This is a genomic window from Thioclava sp. NS-SX20 (assembly GCF_057380695.1).
The window spans coordinates 160058-176473 of sequence record NZ_CM170816.1; the positions used below are offsets into that span (position 1 = coordinate 160058).

The window sequence follows — 16416 nt, forward strand, 5'->3', positions numbered from 1 at the left end:
ATGTCGCATCAATTCCCAGAACGCGCGAACGCGCAATTTAGTTCAACGTGTCACGGCATTTTTAATTTGTTGAGATTTCCGGATTAATCAAGCCGTCCCTCACAGCTTAAGCTGATCTCCGCTGCTTTGGCGAATGGAAAATAACCCTGAGGTTGAGTTAACGTTGCGGAAATTTTATGCGAATTAACTAATTTTTAAATGTTTATAAGAACTGCTCGATCAAATACCGAGCAGTTCTAAACTTTTAGGCGAGTCCCATTTCCGCCATCATGGCCTCGATACGGCTCACATCCGAAGGATTGTTCAGTTCCCAGAACTGGCGGCCACGTGATTCGACCTCGACGCAGAGGATGTCATGGCCGTTTTCGAGGAAGCGCAGCTGCTCCAGCCCTTCGAGCTGTTCGAGCGGTCCGATGTCCCACCCGGGATAGCGTGCCAGTGCTTCGGCGCGATAGGCATAGGCCCCGACATGATGGAAAACGGGCGTCGGTGCATCGGGCGCATAGGTCTGGCTTGTGAAGGGCACGACCTCTTTCGAGAAATAGAGCGCCTGATGGGAGGCCCCGAAGACAGCCGTGGTGCCGCCTACGCGGTCATGGCGACGGTCCTCCTTCAGCGCCTCCAGCATCGCGCCCTCACAACGCAGGACCGGCGTCGCCAGATCCAGATCGCAGCCCTTGATGCCCGCAATCAGCGCCTCGATAAACCAGGGGGGCGTCAGCGGCGCGTCGCCTTGCAGATTGACCACATAATCGAAGCCGCCGCCCAGATTGGCATGGGCCTCGGCGCAGCGCTCGGTGCCATTGCGGCACTCGGGCGAGGTCATCACCACCTCGGCGCCGAAGCTTTCGGCCTCGGCCCTAATGCGCTCGTCATCAGTGGCCACGACAACCCGCAGATCGCCTTGCACCGACATGGCCGCATCCCAGCTCCGGCGGATCAGGGTCTTTTTCTCGCCTGTGGCACCGGTCAGGGCCACAAGCGGTTTTGCCGGATAGCGGGTCGATGCGTAGCGCGCCGGAATAACAATAAGGGTCGACATTATTTTACCAGCAGGACGCCCGGTGCATAGGCGATGAAGAAGGGGTTGCGGAAACCGTCTTTGCCATAAGAGAAGGTCTTGTGATCCTCGAAGTTGATCATAAGGCCGCCCGCGCCACGCAGCACCGCATCCCCTGCGGCGGTGTCCCATTCCATCGTCGGGCCAAGGCGGGGATAAAGGTCGGCCTCGCCGGTCGCGACCAGACAGAATTTCAGCGACGATCCGGCCGAGGTCATGTCTTTCACGCCATACTGGCCGATATAGTCATCGGTCGCCTGATCGCGGTGCGATTTCGAGGCCACCACCATCAGCGCGCGGTTATCGGGGGTCGAAACCGTAATCGGGCTGATCTCGCCGGGCTGCTCTTTGTCGAAGCTGCCTTTTTCCTCGACCGAGCGGCCATCGGCGAGCGTGTAGAAGAGGCGCTTGATCGCAGGGGCGTAAACCACGCCCGCTTTCGGTACGCCGTTTTCGACATAGGCGATATTCACGGTGAATTCGCCGCGACGCTTGATGAATTCTTTCGTGCCATCCAGCGGATCGACAATCAAAAAGGTCGATACTGTCAGATCATGGCTTGCCGCCTGTTCCTCGGTCACCAGAGCCACATCGGGGAACGCCGCGCGCAGCCCGTCCGAGATGATCTTGTCCGCCGCTTCGTCAGCGGCCGTTACGGGGCTGTCGTCGGATTTGGATTTGATCTCGAAATCCGGACCATCATAGATTTCCATGATTCGGTCGCCGGCTTCCAGAGCCAGTTTGCGAATGGTTGGCACGAGCTTTTCATAATCCATGAGGTCTCCAATCCGTCACGTTCGCCGCTTAGTACTGTTTAGGTGTCACAGTTATGATAGGGCATCAAGTAAACAGCAAGTTTTGCAAGACATATTCAGTCCTACGAGGCAGAGTGCGGAATTATGTTCAGAGCGCAACAAAGTAATTCGACAATCGGGTCAACCTTCAGTCTTCTGGAGCTGATCTATCATGCGACGGTGCGTCAAATCCGCAAAACCCACGGCAATGCGCTGGTGGGGCTGCTGATGAACATGATGCAGACGATGATCCTCGTTTTCACCTTCTATGTCATGTATGCGCTGCTTGGTCGCGGCAGTACGGTGCGCGGTGATTTCCTGTTGTATATCATGAGCGGGGTGTTCCTGTTCATGACCCATGCCAAGGCCATGAGCGCGGTCTTCGGGGCGGAAGGGCCGACCTCTGCCATGATGAAACACGCCCCGATGACGACCGCCGTCTCGATTACTGCGGCTGCTCTCGGCGCACTTTATATCCAGATGCTGTCGATTGTGGCGGTGCTCTATGTCTATCACGCCGCATTCACGCCGATCTCGTTTTACAACTGGGTCGGTGCCTTGGGGATGGTGATGCTGAGCTGGTTTACCGGTGTGGCGATCGGGATGGTGTTTCTGGCGGCCAAGCCTTGGGCCCCCGATGTTGTGGGGGTGATCCAGCAGGTCTATTCCCGCGCCAATATGATCGCGTCCGGCAAGATGTTTCTGGCCAATACCCTGCCGCACAAGATGCTGGTCCTGTTCAGCTGGAACCCGCTATTTCACACAATCGACCAAGCACGCGGCTACACGTTCATCAACTACAATCCGCATTTCTCGAACTGGCCCTATGCCCTTTATGTCGGGCTGGCGCTGATGATGATCGGTTTGCTGGGCGAATTTTATACCCGTCAATACGCCTCTGTCTCTTGGGGCGCCCGACGTTAAGGGGGCGAAACCCGCCCCGATCCGGAAGCCCCCGCTACAGCAGAATGCACCGGGGGCTGCCGTCCATGCGGGATCAGCGTTGGGCTTCTACCGCTTCGCGCTGGACAACGTGACCTGCGGTCGAAACGTCCTGACCGAAGCCGTGCACCGTCGAACAGGCCGAAAGCGCGCTGACGGCAACAAGAATAAGGGCGGGGAAAATACGTTTTGTCATGGTGCGACTCCTTTGTCTCTGGGGCCATAACACACGAAAATCATGCAGGTTCCGCAAGTTCCGTCATTATCGTGAATATTCCCGTATGAACGGATTTCTGCCTATGAACGGTCGGAAATCAGCCGATCGAACATGGTCAGACAGCTTTGCATCTGGTCAAGGCTGACAAATTCGTCAGGCTTATGCGCTTGCGCGATTGACCCGGGGCCGCAGATCACCACATCGGTGCCAAGCGCCTGAAACAGGCCGGCTTCTGTCGAAAAAGGGACACAGGCCGCCTCGTTGTGCCCCGTCAGCCCGAAAACCAGATCGCGGGCCTCGTTTTCCGGCATAGGTTCCAGCCCCGCGACCTCGCCTATGGTTTCCGTCAGAATGCTGGCCTGCGGGTGGGTCTGGCGCATCTCGGCCAGTAGGGTGTCAACATGGCTGGCGACCTCGGATTTCACGAAATGCATGTCATCACTGGTAATGGGGCGGAATTCCCAGTCCAGAACCGCATGATTGGCAATTACATTATGGGCCACACCCCCTTGCAGCCGTCCCACATTCAATGTGGTCCAAGGCGGGTCGAAACGTGACTGCGCAGGGGCGCGGGTCACCAGATGCTGGCGCAGCTCCAACAGGCGGGCAATATAGCGCGCCGCATATTCCACCGCATTCACGCCGCGTTCGGGGGCCGAGCTGTGGCCCTCCAGCCCCGAAAAGGTCACGCTGTATTCGCAACAGCCCTTATTGCCCTCGATCACCTGCATCTCGGTCGGCTCGCCGATGATGCAGAGACGGGGGCGGAGGTTGCGTTGGGCAAGCGTGTCGGTCAGTGCGCGCGCACCAAGGCAGCCGACCTCTTCATCATGGGTGAACGCGAAATGGATGGGGTGTTGACCGGCGATGCGCGCCAGATCTTCGGCTTTGGTCAGGCAGCAGGCGATGAAGCCTTTCATGTCACATGCTCCCCGCCCGTAAAGCCGACCGTCTTCTTCCTGCATCTCGAAAGGGTCGGTGCGCCAATTCTGGTCGGCCACCGGCACGACATCGCTATGGCCCGAAAGCACAAGCCCGCCATCCCCCTCCGCCCCGAGCGTGGCCCAGAGATTGGCCTTTTTCCCTGACGGATCGCGCAGGATCTCTACCCTTGCGCCTGCCGCTTCCAGATGGCGGGCGCAATAAGTGATGATATCAAGATTGCTCTCGGAAGAGATACTGGGGAAAGCAATCAGGTCTCCCAGAATAGCCCGTGCATGTTGAAGATCTGACATATTTCCCTCCAAGCTCAGTCTTTGACGAAGAGCTTGCGTTCGATATTGCACAGCGGCTCGGCGGGCCCATCCTCACGGATCAGGATGGTTTCGGTGGTTTCCATCCCCCAATCGTCCATCCAGAGGCCTGGCATGAAGTGGAAGGTCATCCCCGGTTGCAGCACGGTCTCATCCATCGCCCGCAGCGAGACGGTATGTTCGCCCCAATCCGGCGGGTAGGAACAGCCGACCGCATAGCCGCAGCGGGCAGGGCGCTCGATCCCCACTTTCAGCAGCTCCGTGTCCAAAGCGCGGGCAATGTCGCAGGCGCGATTGCCGGGGCGGGCGACCTCGATCCCGGCATTCAGCCCCGCCGTCAGCGCCTGCGCCGCATCCAGCATATGCTGCGGCGGCTTGCCCAAGTAAACCGAGCGGCACAGCGGCGCGTGATAGCGCCGGTAGCACCCCGATTGTTCAACGAAGGTCATCTGGTCTTTCTGGAACGCCTCGCCATTCCACGTCAGATGCGGCGCGGAGGCATCCGCGCCCGAGGGCAGCATCGGCACGATGGCGGGGTAATCGCCCCAGCTGTCATCCTCGCCCTGAACGGCGGTCTTATACAGCTCGCCCACCAGATCATGCTTGTGATAGCCCGGCTCGATCAGCTCGACCGCGCGCGAGATCACCAGCTCCGAGATCCGCGCGGCACGGCGCATGAAGCGCAGCTCTTCGTCGGATTTAATCAGCCGCTGCCAGTTCACCAGCACCGACGCATCCACCAGCGTGGCGTCGGGCAGGCCCTCGGCCAGAACGGCATGGGCGCGGGCGGTGTAGAAATAGGTCTCCATCTCCACCCCGATTCGCGCCTGACCGTGGCCAAGGATGCGCAGATGCGAGGCGAGGTCTTCCATCGGGTGCACCGTGTCGGATTGCACCATACGGTCGGCATACCACCGGATCTGCTCGTCGCCCATCCAGACGGTGCGCTTGGCACCATTGGCATCCATCATCCGGCCCCACCAGATCGGGTCGCCCTCCATTGTCAGGATGACGCCCTGATGGGTGTAGAAGGACCAGCCGTCATAGCCCGTCAGCCAGAACTGGTTGGAGGGGTTGGTGACAAACAGCACATCCAGCCCGCGCTCGGCCATCGAATGGCGCACCAGCGCAATGCGACGTTGATATTCGGGCAGGCTGAAGGGGGCATTCTCGATGGGCATGGAGTCTCCGTCTTGAAATTGCTGGCGTAAACCGGCTGGGGCCGATGGGCGTGCGGTGGCGGGCAGCACCTGTTCGGGCGCTGCCTTGCCTATATGGGACACCGCATGCCCTGCGAGCGTCAAACGGAAATCGGCTGCCTTGGCGGAAACCCAAGGCCCATACGCCCCCGAAGGGCGCGTATCTGCTTATTGTCTTGGCGTAATATCCCCTGAATGCAGCACGGGAGCTGCATCGATCGCGCCCGCATCCAGCATCGCGGCGACGCGTTCCAGCGAGGCCACAAGCTGGGCCTGCTCCCAGTCGGCCAGATTTTCGAACTTCTTCACAAAGCGCTGCTGCAGGGCGTCGGGGGCTTCGTCCAGCGCGTGGTGGCCGGCTTCGGTGATGACAATATCGGTCTGGCGGCGGTCGATCTCGGACCGCTTCCTTTCGACCATGCCTTTATCGACCAGCTTGTCGACAAGCGAGGTGACGGTGGCCTGACTGACCCCCATGCGGGTCGAGATCGCCTTGGCGGTCGACCAGCCCTTTTCGGCCACCACTTGCAGGACACGGAACTGCACAGGCGTCAGCCCCGCCGATTTCGCAAGGTCACGGCCAAAAAGCTCGGTCGCACGCAGGATGCGGCGCAGGGCAATAAGACTCATATCGGTACGGTCGCTGCTCATACCGTCTCCATAACTGGTTAGAAGCTTCGAATGGCTTAATATCGCAGAGGCGGAGGCGGTGGGCAATTACGATTTCCTTTGCTTTGACTAACGGATATTCCCTTTGTCACTTAGGGTTTCGATGGGTTTATAGCAAATTTAAGCCCGCATTTTCAACAATGGAAAAGAAAATTACTTTGAATGTTGAAATTTATACTTTGATGATCTAATTAGATTGACGAAGCAACTGAGGAAGTGGAATCGTGCCGACAGTCGAAGTCATGAAACAGCCAAAGCTTACCTTCCGAAAGCCGGACGCGAAGGACGGGTCGGAAATTTGGTCGCTGGTGTCGCGGTGCAAGCCGTTGGACGAGAACTCGATGTATTGCAATCTCCTGCAATGCGACCATTTCCGCGATACCTGTGTTCTGGTCGAACAGGATGGCCTGCCGGTTGGCTGGATTTCGGGATATATCCCGCCTTCGACCCCCAATACCCTTTTTGTCTGGCAGGTGGCCGTGGCGCCCGAAGCGCGGGGTCTTGGCCTGGGCAAGCGTATGCTGGCCCATCTGCTTGACCGCCCCGAGACGGCGGATTGTGCCCGCCTGCAGACTACCATCACCAAATCGAACGAGGCTTCATGGGGCCTGTTCCGGTCTTTCGCGCGCTCTGTTGGCGGCGAATTGACATCGGCTGCACATTTCGACCGCGATGACCACTTCGCAGGCCATGCTGCAACCGAGCACATGGTCACCATCACATTCGAGGAAGAGGCGATGGCGGCGGCCTGATCCGCCCCCTTCTTCCCATTTCCCCCATATCAAACCCAAGAGGTTCTTTATGCCGTTTGACAAAGCAAACGACCGGACGATTTTTACCCAACGCGAATCCGATGCCCGCTCTTACTGCCGTGGTTTCGATACCGTTTTCACCGAAGCCCGTGGCTCGGAGCTGTTCGACGCTGATGGCAAACGTTACATCGACTTTCTGGCGGGCTGTTCGTCGCTGAACTACGGCCATAACGACCCCGATATGAAGCAGGCTCTGGTTGACCACCTGATGGCGGATAAACTGGGCCATGCGCTTGATTTCCATACCGATACCAAGGGCGAATTCATCGAGGTCTTCCGCGACCTGATCCTGCGTCCGCGCGATATGGACCATAAGCTGATGTTCATCGGCCCGACTGGCGCCAATGCGGTTGAGGCCGCGATGAAGATCGCGCGTAAATCGACGGGTCGTCAGAATATCATCGCCTTCACCAATGGCTTCCACGGGGTGACCATGGGCGCGCTGGCTGCGACCGGCAATGGCTATCATCGTGGTGGGGCTGGGATGATGCCGCAGGGCGTGACCCGCATGCCGTTTGATGGCTATGCCGAGGGCGTGGATTCGGTCGCTCTGCTGGACCAGATGCTGTCGGATGCTTCGGGTGGCGTGGATGCGCCCGCCGCGATCATCATGGAGACCGTGCAGGGCGAGGGCGGGTTGAATGCCGCATCGCCGGACTTCGTGCGCGGCGTCGAGGCCGTGGCCCGCAAGCATGGCGCGCTGTTTATCATCGACGATATTCAGGCAGGCTGTGGCCGGACCGGCACCTTCTTCTCCTTTGAAGAAATGGGTGTGAAGCCCGACATCGTGACCATGGCGAAATCGGTCTCGGGCATGGGCCTGCCGATGGCGCTGGTTCTGGTGCGCCCCGAGCATGACGTGATGGGCCCCGCCGAGCATAACGGCACCTTCCGCGGCAATACCCATGCCTTCCTGACCGCGAAAACCGCGATCGAGAAGTTCTGGGCCGATAACGCCTTCCAACGCCAGCTGGCCGATAAGGCTGTGGTGTTGACCACCGCGCTTCAAGAGGTGGCCGAGATGTTTGATGGCGCCTTCCTGAAGGGCCGCGGGCTGATGCAGGGCGTGGATGTCGGCACCGGCGAACGCGCTTCCGAGATCTGCGGCAAATGCTTTGAAAAGGGCCTCGTGATCGAGACCTCGGGCAATGAAGACCAGGTGGTCAAGGTGCTGGCACCGCTGACCACGCCGGATGCGATCTTCCGCGAGGGGCTGGATATCCTGATCCAGTCGGCCCGCGAAGTCGCTGGCAAGTAATCCGGACTGGCGAATAACCCAGCCCCCAATGAATAGGAGACCACTATGATTGTACGTGATTTCAACGAACTGAAGAACACCGATAAAGCCGTGGCCAATGAGCGCTGGACCTCGGTCCGCATGCTGCTGGCTGATGACAAGATGAACTTCTCGTTCCATATCACCACGCTGGAAGCGGGCTCGGAGCATGAGTTCCACTACAAGCACCACTTCGAGAGCGTTTATTGCATGTCCGGCACTGGCCGCATCATCGAGCTGGATAACGGCAACAAGACCCATGAGATCAAGCCCGGCGTGATGTATGCGCTCAACCTCCATGACCGTCACCGCCTGATTGCCGATGAGGGCGCGGATCTGGTTATGGCCTGCTGCTTCAACCCGCCGGTGACCGGCAAGGAAGTGCACCGCGAGGACGGCTCTTACGCGCCTGCGGACGAGTTGGAGAAGGCGTAAGCCAGCATGGGCAGTACTCCGCAATATCCCGCTCATACCGTCGAAAAGATCGGTGGCACTTCGATGAGCCGCGTGCGCGAATTGCGCGACACGCTGTTTATCGGGGGCCGCGAAGGGGCCGCGCTTTATGGCCGTGTCTTCGTGGTCTCGGCTTTCGGCGGCATCACCAACCTGCTTCTTGAGCATAAGAAGACCGGCGAGCGCGGCGTCTATGCGCGTTTTGCCGATGCCGATAATGATCACGGCTGGCTGGAAGCGCTGGATGTTGTGGCGCAGGCCATGGGGGAGGCGCATCGCAAGGTGCTGGACCACCCCGCCGATCTGGCGCAGGCCGATAGTTTCGTGCGTGACCGGATTGATGGCGCGCGTAACTGCCTGATCGATCTCGGAAGGCTGTGTTCTTACGGGCATTTCCGGCTGTCGGATCATATGCTGGCGATGCGCGAGATGCTGTCGGGTCTGGGCGAGGCGCATTCGGCCTATGTCACCACGCTGATGCTGCAACGCGCAGGCGTGGCGGCGCGGTTTGTCGACCTGTCGGGCTGGCGCGAAGAGGGCGATCCCGATCTTGAGGGCCGCCTGAAAGCGGGGCTTGAGGGCGTGGATCTGACCTGTGAGATGCCGATTGTCACGGGTTATGCGCAATGCCGCGAAGGGCTGATGGCCGAATTCGACCGTGGCTATTCCGAGGTGACCTTCTCGCGGCTGGCGGCCTTAACGGGCGCGCGCGAGGCGATCATCCATAAAGAATTCCATCTGTCTTCGGCGGACCCGAACCTTGTGGGCCAAGACGCCGTGCGCAAGCTGGGCCATACCAATTATGACGTGGCCGACCAGCTGTCGAATATGGGGATGGAGGCGATCCACCCCAAGGCAGCCAAGGCGCTGCGTCAGGCCGAGGTGCCTTTGCGCGTGACCAACGCCTTTGAGCCTGACGATCCGGGCACGCTGATCGACGACAAGCCGGCGGATACGCCAGCCGTCGAGATCATCACTGGCCTCGATATTCTGGCGCTTGAGCTGTTCGAGCAGGATATGGTGGGGGTGAAGGGCTATGATGCGGCGATCCTCGAGGTGCTGACGCGCCATGATGTGCGCATCATCTCCAAGGCGTCGAATGCTAATACGATCACCCATTATGTCGATTGCTCGTTGAAGGTGGCGCGGCAGGTGGAGCAGGATCTGAACCGGATCTACCCCTCGGCCAAGGTCTCGGCGCGACCCTTGGCGATGGCTTCGATCATCGGGCGCGATCTGAACGGGCTATCGACGTTGACGCGCGGGCTGCAGGCGATTGCGGCAGCAGGCCATGAGGCTTTGGGCGCGACGCAGGGTCCGCGCAATGTGGATGTGCAATTCGTGCTGGAGCGCCCGAGCCTGAAGCCGGTGATTGCCGCGCTGCATGGCGAGTTTATCGCGCCCTGCGAGTTGCAGTTGAAAGCGGCCTGAGTTTGGGTTTGTGAATGCGGGAAAGGGGTGCCCTTCGGGGTGCCCCTTTTTCTGTTGGGGGGACGGTTTCACCGCGGCCATCGAGGCCCCGGCAAAACCGGTCGGGGGCCTTGCCCCCTCCTTAGTGGCCCGAGGTGAGGGAGAGGAACACGTCTTCCAGATCGGCCTCGGTGGTTTTGACGTCGGCAATGTCGATATGGGCGGCGCGCACGGCATCAAGGATGGCATTGGCCGAGGTCTTGTGGCGGTTGTAGTCGAAGGCCAGCAGCCCGTCTTCGCGGCGGGTCAGCTGCACGCCTTGGGGCAGGGTGATGTCGGGGGCGTCGCCCATTGGGGTGATCAGCATGGTTTTGGCGTCCATCTGTGCCAGAAGCGCCTCAGTCCTGTCGCGTATGATCAGATCACCATGATTGATGATGGCGATTTCGTCGCACATCTCCTGCGCCTCTTCCAGATAATGGGTCGTCAGGATGATCGTCATGCCTTGTTCGTTCAGCTTGCGGACATTGCGCCACAGCATGCTGCGCAGTTCGATATCCACCCCCGCTGTCGGTTCGTCCAGCACCAGAATCCGCGGGCGATGGACCAATGCCTTGGCCAAGAGCAGACGGCGTTTCATCCCGCCCGAAAGGCTGCGGGCATAGGTTTCCGCCTTATCCGACAGTCCCACCAGTTCGAGGATCTCGTCGGTCCAGCGCTCGGCTTTGGGCACACCATAAAGCCCTGCCTGCAGTTCCAGCAGATCGCGCGGTTTGAAGAAGGGGTCCATGTTGATTTCCTGCGGCATCACGCCGATGGCCGCCCGCGACTGGCGGGGATTCTCATCCTGATCGAAGCCCCAGATTTTCACTTGACCTGCGCTTTTACGCACAAGCCCTGCGAGGATATTGATCGTGGTCGATTTGCCCGCGCCATTGGGCCCGAGCAGTCCGAAGATCGAGCCTTCGGGAATATCAAGGTCCAGCCCTTTCAGCGCCTCTTTCGGGGGCGCATGGCGCGTGCCTGCGTAAGTTTTCCGTAAACCTTTGATCTCGATTGCCGATCCTGCCACTTGCCGGTCCTTTTCGCATTGCTGTATCATGGGCCCGAACCCGGGCGCTTGCTGCCTGTCCCTAATATAGTGGAGCCACCGATGACCGCCACCACCCAGACTGCCGCTACCCCGACCCCTTCTGTGCCGGAAGCCCCTGAAACCGAAATCGTGACGACGTGGAAAGTGTGCTGTGATGGCGGCGTGGGGGCTTTGGGGCATCCGCGTGTCTGGCTGGCCATTCCGCCCGAAACCGGCTTTGTCGAATGCGGATATTGCGACAAGAAATATGTGATCGACCGCGCGCATGCCAAGACGGGGCACTGACCCTGCGGGTTGATTCAATTTGAACCAATGCCCGCATCGCGATTAGGCCCCTGTTAAGCTATTCTTCCTACCGTTGCGTCACGTTTCGGAGGGAAGGATCGTGCTGGACAAGGGCCTGACTGCACTTATTCGCGATAGCTACGCAAAGGCGCTTTTGCGCAGGCCCTGCCTTTTGCAGGATTTCTACCTTTATCTTCTGACCCGCCATCCGGAGATGGAGCCGCTTTTCCCCAGATCTATCGCGCGTCAGGCCGATAAGTTTGCGGGGGCGCTGCAGCTTTTGCTGTCTTATGAAAACGCACCCGAAGACTTGTCACGGGCATTGCGCCAGTTGGGGCGTGACCATCGCGGGCACGGGGTGCGGGCCGAACATTATCCCGCCGTGATAGAGGCCCTTGTGGCGACTCTGGCGATCCAGTTGGGGCGCGACTGGACAGAGGCCTATGAAACAGCCTGGCGCCGCTTTCTGGAGTTTGTCAGTCGCGAGATGCTGGCCGGTGCATCGGATGAAGCCGCCTGAGAGTTGCAAAATCGGGATTTCAGCCCGATCGCAGCGCAGAGGCGGGCTGCCATATTTGTGCGCGACGTATTCAGCAATGTGAGTGCCGGACCGGTTCCGGATCTGCACTTCGCGCCCATCAGGACATCTGCCGGCGCCCTGTCCGGCCCTATCCGTGGGGGGGCTGCCGGTATAGGTGCCCTGATCGGCGAACAGGATCTGTGCGGTCTGCTGGTCTCACGGGCCACATCGGCTGGCTCATGTCACTGGCGTTGCGCCCATGTGCCTGTAGAAGGTCTTGTAATGAAACAAGGTCTTGTAATGGATCCGGCCGCGCAGATCCCTATGCGCCGCGTCCTGAGCCACGGTCATTTCACCAATCCCCTTTCTCTCCGATAGAGGCGCATCCCGTAGGGTAACTGGTCGTGTCCTCGGAGAGTTCGCAGGGGTATCTCCCTTCGGGCAAGGTTGTCGGTAACCCGGTCAGATGTCGGGCGGCTTGCTTGTCCGAGGGGGAAAAGAAAGTCCCGGTAGAACTGGAAGAAACCGGCGGATCATGGCAGAACGTCTCGAAATACAGGTATGTAAAAGCTGACCGGAGGGAAGCATATGGCGGAAGGTTTTGGCAAAGGGTGCCACCTGCATCTGATCGACGGATCGGCGTTTATCTTCCGCGCCTATCATGCGCTGCCGCCGCTGACGCGCAAATCCGACGGGTTGCCGATCGGAGCGGTGTCGGGCTTTTGCAATATGCTGTTCAAATATGTCGAAGAGGCCAAGGGTGCGGATGCGCCGACCCATGTGGCGGTGATCTTCGACAAGGGCAGCCATACCTTCCGCAATGACCTCTATGACCAGTATAAGGCCAATCGCGAGGCCATGCCCGAGGACCTGCGCCCGCAGATCCCGCTGACCCGTACGGCCACCGAGGCCTTCAATATCGCCTGTAAGGAAATGGCGGGCTATGAGGCAGATGACATCATCGCCACTCTTGCGCGTCAGGCGCGCGAAGCAGGCGGTCGGGTGACGATCCTCAGCTCCGATAAGGACCTGATGCAGCTTGTCGGCGGCGGGGTCGAGATGCTGGACCCGATGAAGAACGTCCAGATCGGTCCCGAAGAGGTCGAGAAGAAATTCGGCGTGACCCCCGATAAGGTGATCGACGTGCAGGCGCTTGCGGGCGATTCGGTCGATAATATTCCGGGCGCTCCTGGGATCGGCATCAAGACGGCGGCGCTTTTGATCAATGAATATGGCGATCTGGAAACGCTGCTGGAACGGGCGGGTGAAATCAAACAGCCCAAGCGCCGCCAGACCCTGATCGACAATGCCGACCAGATCCGCCTGTCGAAACAGCTTGTGACGCTGGACCCAGAGACCCCCATCGATTTCACGCTGGACGACCTCGAGGTCCGCGACCCCGAGCCGGAAACCCTGATGAAATTCCTCAATGAGATGGAATTCCGCACGCTCACCCGCCGTGTCGCCGAGAAATCCGGCACCACGCCGCCACCCGCGCCAGAGCCCGTGGTGAAAACCACGGGCGGGGCCGCCGAGGCGGGGGGGAGCGCAGTGACCCTCCCCGAGGCGGCCCCCTTCACCCCCGAGAATTACGTCCATATCAAGGATGCCGCGACGCTTGCCAAATGGCTCGATAAAGCCCGCGCACGCGGCTGGCTGGCCATCGATACCGAGACGACCTCGCTTGACGAGATGCAGGCCGATCTGGTCGGTGTCTCGCTGGCGATTGAGCCCAATGAAGCCGCCTATCTGCCGCTTGGCCATACCGAAGGCGGCGATGACCTCTTCGGTGGCGCGCAGCTTGTGCCCGAGCAGATGGGCCTGCAAGAGGCGCTTGCGCTCTTGAAACCCGTGCTGGAAGACCCCTCGATCCTGAAGATCGGGCAGAACATGAAGTATGACTTCAAAATCCTCGCCCGCCACGGCATCCGCATGGCACCGATCGAGGATACGATGCTTCTGTCATATTCGCTCCATGCGGGGCTGCATGGCCACGGGATGGATACGCTCTCGGACAGGTATCTTAACCATCAGCCCATTCCGATCAAGGATCTGATCGGCTCGGGGAAATCGCAGATCACCTTCGACAAGGTGCCGCTTGATAAAGCCGTAGCCTATGCGGCCGAAGATGCCGATATCACCCTGCGCCTATGGCAGCTTTTCAAGCCGCAGCTTCATGCGCAGAAGGCCACCACGATCTATGAAACCGAGGAGCGCCCGCTCGTGCCGGTTCTGGCCGATATGGAAATGGCGGGGGTGAAGGTCGATGCCTCGGTGCTGGCGCGTATGTCCAATGTCTTCGCCCAGAAGATGGCGCAGCTTGAAGACGAGATCACCGAGATCGCAGGCCAGAAATTCAACGTAGGCTCGCCGAAACAGCTGGGCGAGATCCTCTTTGACGTGATGGGCGTCGAGGGCGGCAAGAAGGGCAAGACCGGTGCCTATTCGACCGGCGCCGATGTGCTCGAAGACATCACCACGATGGAAGACCGCAATCCCGCAGCCGCCAAGCTGGCCTCGGCGGTGCTCGACTGGCGCGGGATTTCCAAGCTGAAATCCACCTATACGGATGCGCTGCAGACCCATGTGAACCCCGAGACGGGTCGCGTGCATACGTCCTATTCCATTGCGGGGGCGAATACGGGGCGTCTGGCCTCGACCGACCCGAACCTGCAGAATATCCCCGTCCGCTCGGATGAGGGTCGCCGCATCCGCGAGGCCTTTGTCGCCCCCGAGGGCCGCCGGATCGTCAGCCTTGACTACAGCCAGATCGAGCTGCGGATTCTGGCTCATGTCGCGCAGATCGACGCGCTGAAACAGGCCTTCCGCGAGGGCGTGGATATTCACGCGATGACCGCCTCCGAGATGTTCAACACCCCCGTCGAGGGCATGGACCCGATGATCCGCCGTCAGGCCAAGGCGATCAACTTCGGCGTCATCTATGGCATCTCTGGCTTCGGTCTTGCGCGCAACCTGCGCATCCCCCGCGCCGAGGCGCAGGGCTTTATCGACCGCTACTTCGAGCGTTTCCCCGGCATCCGCCAATATATGGAGGACACCACGGCCTTCGCCAAAGAGCACGCCTATGTCGAAACGCTCTTCGGTCGCCGGATCAACACCCCCGAAATCAATGCCAAAGGGCCGGGGGCGGGCTTTGCCAAACGCGCCGCGATCAACGCGCCCATTCAGGGGGCGGCTGCCGATATCATCCGTCGCGCGATGGTGCGTATGCCCGAGGCGATCAAGGGTATTGACGCGACCATGCTCCTGCAGGTCCATGACGAACTGATCTTCGAGGTGGCCGAGGCTGATGTGGACCGGCTGATCGCCACCGCCCGCGAGATCATGGAAGGCGCCGCCGAGCCTGCGGTGAAGCTTGATGTGCCGCTGATTGTCGATGCGGGGCAGGGGCTTTCCTGGGCCGAGGCGCATTGATCACGCGACCGTGATATACGGGCTGGCTGTGCAGCCGCCAGCCCCGCGCTAGGGTGGTCCCAAAGGGAGGCCACCCATGCCGCATGATCACCACCATCACCACCACCATCATCTGGACCCCGCGAGCGGCGACCGTGCCGTGGTCTGGGCGGTGGCGATCAATATGGCGTTGACGGTTGCGCAGGTCGTGGGCGGAGCGCTGGCAGGCTCGATGGCGCTGGTGGCCGACGGGGTGCATAACTTCTCGGATGCGGCGGCGTTGATCCTTGCCTTTGGCGCGCGCAGGCTGGCGCGGCGGGGCCATGATGCGCGCATGACTTTCGGCTGGTCCCGCGCCGAGGTGCTGGCCGCTTTCACCAATTATATCGCACTGATCCTGATCTCGATCTGGCTGCTGGCCGAGGCGGTGGGGCGCATGATCGACCCGCCCGAGGTCGAGGGCTGGACCGTGCTGATTCTCGCAGGGCTGGCGCTGATCGTTGATCTGGGCACCGCTGCGCTGACCTTCAAGCTCTCGAAAGACAGCCTGAATATCCGCGCGGCCTTCCTGCATAATCTGGCGGATGCGGGGGCCTCGGTTGCGGTGATCATCGGCGGTGCGGTGATCCTGATCTGGGACTGGCGGCTGGTGGACCCGATCCTGACGGTGCTGATCTCGGTCTTCATTCTGTGGCATATTTTCGCGGATCTGAAACCCGTCACCAGCATCCTGATGCTGGGCGCGCCCGCCGCGCGTGATAGCGCCGAGATCAAGGAGGCCTTGGGCCAGATCGAGGGCGTGACGGGGGTCCATCATGTGCATCTGTGGCAGATCGATGAAAAGCGTACCTCTTGCGAGGCGCATATCGTGCTGGCCGAAGGGGTGGAATATGCGCCCGTTATCGCGCGGGCCAAGGCGATGCTGGTCGAACGGTTCGGCTTGGCCCATGTGACGCTTGAACCCGAAAGCGCGGCTTTGGGCTGTGCGGATGCCCGCCCCGATCCCCACCCTGCCTGAG

At 60.2% G+C, this 16416-nt stretch carries 16 protein-coding genes; 9 read left to right on the forward strand and 7 right to left on the reverse strand.

Features of this window, described 5'->3' with window-relative positions:
• Positions 1 to 244: 244 nt before the first annotated feature.
• Both AC2ISB_RS00765 and cysQ read right to left on the reverse strand, forming a co-directional pair.
• Complete coding sequence (locus tag AC2ISB_RS00765) at positions 245 to 1042, reverse strand: 3-deoxy-manno-octulosonate cytidylyltransferase family protein (protein ID WP_406735669.1); 798 nt, start codon at positions 1040 to 1042, stop codon at positions 245 to 247.
• Positions 1042 to 1836 carry a 3'(2'),5'-bisphosphate nucleotidase CysQ gene (cysQ, locus tag AC2ISB_RS00770; protein ID WP_339108945.1) on the reverse strand — a complete coding sequence of 265 codons (795 nt, stop codon included), beginning with the start codon at positions 1834 to 1836 and terminating at the stop codon, positions 1042 to 1044. The genes AC2ISB_RS00765 and cysQ overlap by 1 nt, the downstream gene beginning before the upstream one ends.
• Positions 1837 to 1959: 123 nt before the next feature.
• Here cysQ and AC2ISB_RS00775 point away from each other — a divergent pair, with 123 nt between their 5' ends.
• A complete protein-coding gene (locus tag AC2ISB_RS00775) occupies positions 1960 to 2778 on the forward strand; it encodes an ABC transporter permease (protein WP_339108946.1) in 819 nt (272 codons plus the stop codon).
• A 73-nt stretch (positions 2779 to 2851) separates the two neighbouring features.
• Here AC2ISB_RS00775 and AC2ISB_RS00780 read toward each other — a convergent pair whose 3' ends face one another.
• From AC2ISB_RS00780 to AC2ISB_RS00795, 4 genes are all read right to left on the reverse strand, one after another.
• Positions 2852 to 2992: an entericidin A/B family lipoprotein gene (locus AC2ISB_RS00780; protein WP_339108947.1), complete on the reverse strand. Its 141-nt coding sequence runs from the start codon at positions 2990 to 2992 to the stop codon at positions 2852 to 2854.
• A gap of 101 nt (positions 2993 to 3093) precedes the next feature.
• Positions 3094 to 4248 (reverse strand): acetylornithine deacetylase, encoded by a 1155-nt coding sequence (argE, locus tag AC2ISB_RS00785; RefSeq protein WP_486575596.1) that lies wholly within the window; start codon positions 4246 to 4248, stop codon positions 3094 to 3096.
• A 14-nt stretch (positions 4249 to 4262) separates the two neighbouring features.
• Positions 4263 to 5447 carry a M24 family metallopeptidase gene (locus AC2ISB_RS00790; protein ID WP_406720234.1) on the reverse strand — a complete coding sequence of 395 codons (1185 nt, stop codon included), beginning with the start codon at positions 5445 to 5447 and terminating at the stop codon, positions 4263 to 4265.
• A gap of 186 nt (positions 5448 to 5633) precedes the next feature.
• Positions 5634 to 6116, reverse strand: a complete 483-nt coding sequence (locus AC2ISB_RS00795) for a MarR family winged helix-turn-helix transcriptional regulator (RefSeq protein ID WP_486575599.1) — start codon at positions 6114 to 6116, stop codon at positions 5634 to 5636.
• A gap of 260 nt (positions 6117 to 6376) precedes the next feature.
• On the opposite strand from AC2ISB_RS00795, the gene ectA reads away from it, so the two are divergent.
• The 4 genes from ectA to AC2ISB_RS00815 are packed head-to-tail and all read left to right on the forward strand — an operon-like array spanning position 6377 to position 10106.
• Positions 6377 to 6886 carry a diaminobutyrate acetyltransferase gene (ectA, locus tag AC2ISB_RS00800; RefSeq protein WP_486576721.1) on the forward strand — a complete coding sequence of 170 codons (510 nt, stop codon included), beginning with the start codon at positions 6377 to 6379 and terminating at the stop codon, positions 6884 to 6886.
• Between the two features lie 49 nt (positions 6887 to 6935).
• On the forward strand, positions 6936 to 8204 hold the full coding sequence (ectB, locus tag AC2ISB_RS00805) for a diaminobutyrate--2-oxoglutarate transaminase (protein ID WP_406735665.1): 1269 nt from the start codon (positions 6936 to 6938) through the stop codon (positions 8202 to 8204).
• Between the two features lie 45 nt (positions 8205 to 8249).
• A complete protein-coding gene (locus AC2ISB_RS00810; protein WP_486575601.1) occupies positions 8250 to 8657 on the forward strand; it encodes an ectoine synthase in 408 nt (135 codons plus the stop codon).
• Between the two features lie 6 nt (positions 8658 to 8663).
• The gene (locus tag AC2ISB_RS00815; protein ID WP_486575603.1) at positions 8664 to 10106 is read left to right on the forward strand and encodes an aspartate kinase; all 1443 of its coding nucleotides are present in this window, start codon (positions 8664 to 8666) and stop codon (positions 10104 to 10106) included.
• 121 nt (positions 10107 to 10227) lie between these two features.
• Here the strand turns inward: AC2ISB_RS00815 and AC2ISB_RS00820 are convergent, their stop codons facing one another.
• Positions 10228 to 11157 carry an ABC transporter ATP-binding protein gene (locus AC2ISB_RS00820; RefSeq protein WP_486575605.1) on the reverse strand — a complete coding sequence of 310 codons (930 nt, stop codon included), beginning with the start codon at positions 11155 to 11157 and terminating at the stop codon, positions 10228 to 10230.
• 81 nt (positions 11158 to 11238) lie between these two features.
• Between AC2ISB_RS00820 and AC2ISB_RS00825 the strand changes: the two genes are divergently transcribed.
• The 4 genes from AC2ISB_RS00825 (at position 11239) to AC2ISB_RS00840 (ending at position 16415) form a co-directional block, all read left to right on the forward strand.
• Entirely contained in the window at positions 11239 to 11463 is a 225-nt protein-coding gene (locus AC2ISB_RS00825) for a zinc-finger domain-containing protein (protein WP_339108956.1), read from the forward strand.
• Positions 11464 to 11563: 100 nt separating this feature from the next.
• Positions 11564 to 11983, forward strand: coding sequence for a globin domain-containing protein (locus AC2ISB_RS00830; protein ID WP_339108957.1), 420 nt, complete (start codon positions 11564 to 11566; stop codon positions 11981 to 11983).
• A gap of 588 nt (positions 11984 to 12571) precedes the next feature.
• Positions 12572 to 15418, forward strand: a complete 2847-nt coding sequence (gene polA, locus AC2ISB_RS00835; protein ID WP_486575608.1) for a DNA polymerase I — start codon at positions 12572 to 12574, stop codon at positions 15416 to 15418.
• A gap of 76 nt (positions 15419 to 15494) precedes the next feature.
• Positions 15495 to 16415 (forward strand): cation diffusion facilitator family transporter, encoded by a 921-nt coding sequence (locus tag AC2ISB_RS00840; RefSeq protein ID WP_406720239.1) that lies wholly within the window; start codon positions 15495 to 15497, stop codon positions 16413 to 16415.
• Position 16416: the final 1 nt, after the last annotated feature.

Bases quoted from the DNA above. Each gene is read 5' to 3' on its own strand.
- AC2ISB_RS00765 (WP_406735669.1), bottom strand. From the start codon at position 1,042: ATGTCGACCCTTATTGTTATTCCGGCGCGCTACGCATCGACCCGCTAT.
- cysQ (WP_339108945.1), bottom strand. From the start codon at position 1,836: ATGGATTATGAAAAGCTCGTGCCAACCATTCGCAAACTGGCTCTGGAA.
- AC2ISB_RS00775 (WP_339108946.1), top strand. From the start codon at position 1,960: ATGTTCAGAGCGCAACAAAGTAATTCGACAATCGGGTCAACCTTCAGT.
- AC2ISB_RS00780 (WP_339108947.1), bottom strand. From the start codon at position 2,992: ATGACAAAACGTATTTTCCCCGCCCTTATTCTTGTTGCCGTCAGCGCG.
- argE (WP_486575596.1), bottom strand. From the start codon at position 4,248: ATGTCAGATCTTCAACATGCACGGGCTATTCTGGGAGACCTGATTGCT.
- AC2ISB_RS00790 (WP_406720234.1), bottom strand. From the start codon at position 5,447: ATGCCCATCGAGAATGCCCCCTTCAGCCTGCCCGAATATCAACGTCGC.
- AC2ISB_RS00795 (WP_486575599.1), bottom strand. From the start codon at position 6,116: ATGAGCAGCGACCGTACCGATATGAGTCTTATTGCCCTGCGCCGCATC.
- ectA (WP_486576721.1), top strand. From the start codon at position 6,377: ATGAAACAGCCAAAGCTTACCTTCCGAAAGCCGGACGCGAAGGACGGG.
- ectB (WP_406735665.1), top strand. From the start codon at position 6,936: ATGCCGTTTGACAAAGCAAACGACCGGACGATTTTTACCCAACGCGAA.
- AC2ISB_RS00810 (WP_486575601.1), top strand. From the start codon at position 8,250: ATGATTGTACGTGATTTCAACGAACTGAAGAACACCGATAAAGCCGTG.
- AC2ISB_RS00815 (WP_486575603.1), top strand. From the start codon at position 8,664: ATGGGCAGTACTCCGCAATATCCCGCTCATACCGTCGAAAAGATCGGT.
- AC2ISB_RS00825 (WP_339108956.1), top strand. From the start codon at position 11,239: ATGACCGCCACCACCCAGACTGCCGCTACCCCGACCCCTTCTGTGCCG.
- polA (WP_486575608.1), top strand. From the start codon at position 12,572: ATGGCGGAAGGTTTTGGCAAAGGGTGCCACCTGCATCTGATCGACGGA.
- AC2ISB_RS00840 (WP_406720239.1), top strand. From the start codon at position 15,495: ATGCCGCATGATCACCACCATCACCACCACCATCATCTGGACCCCGCG.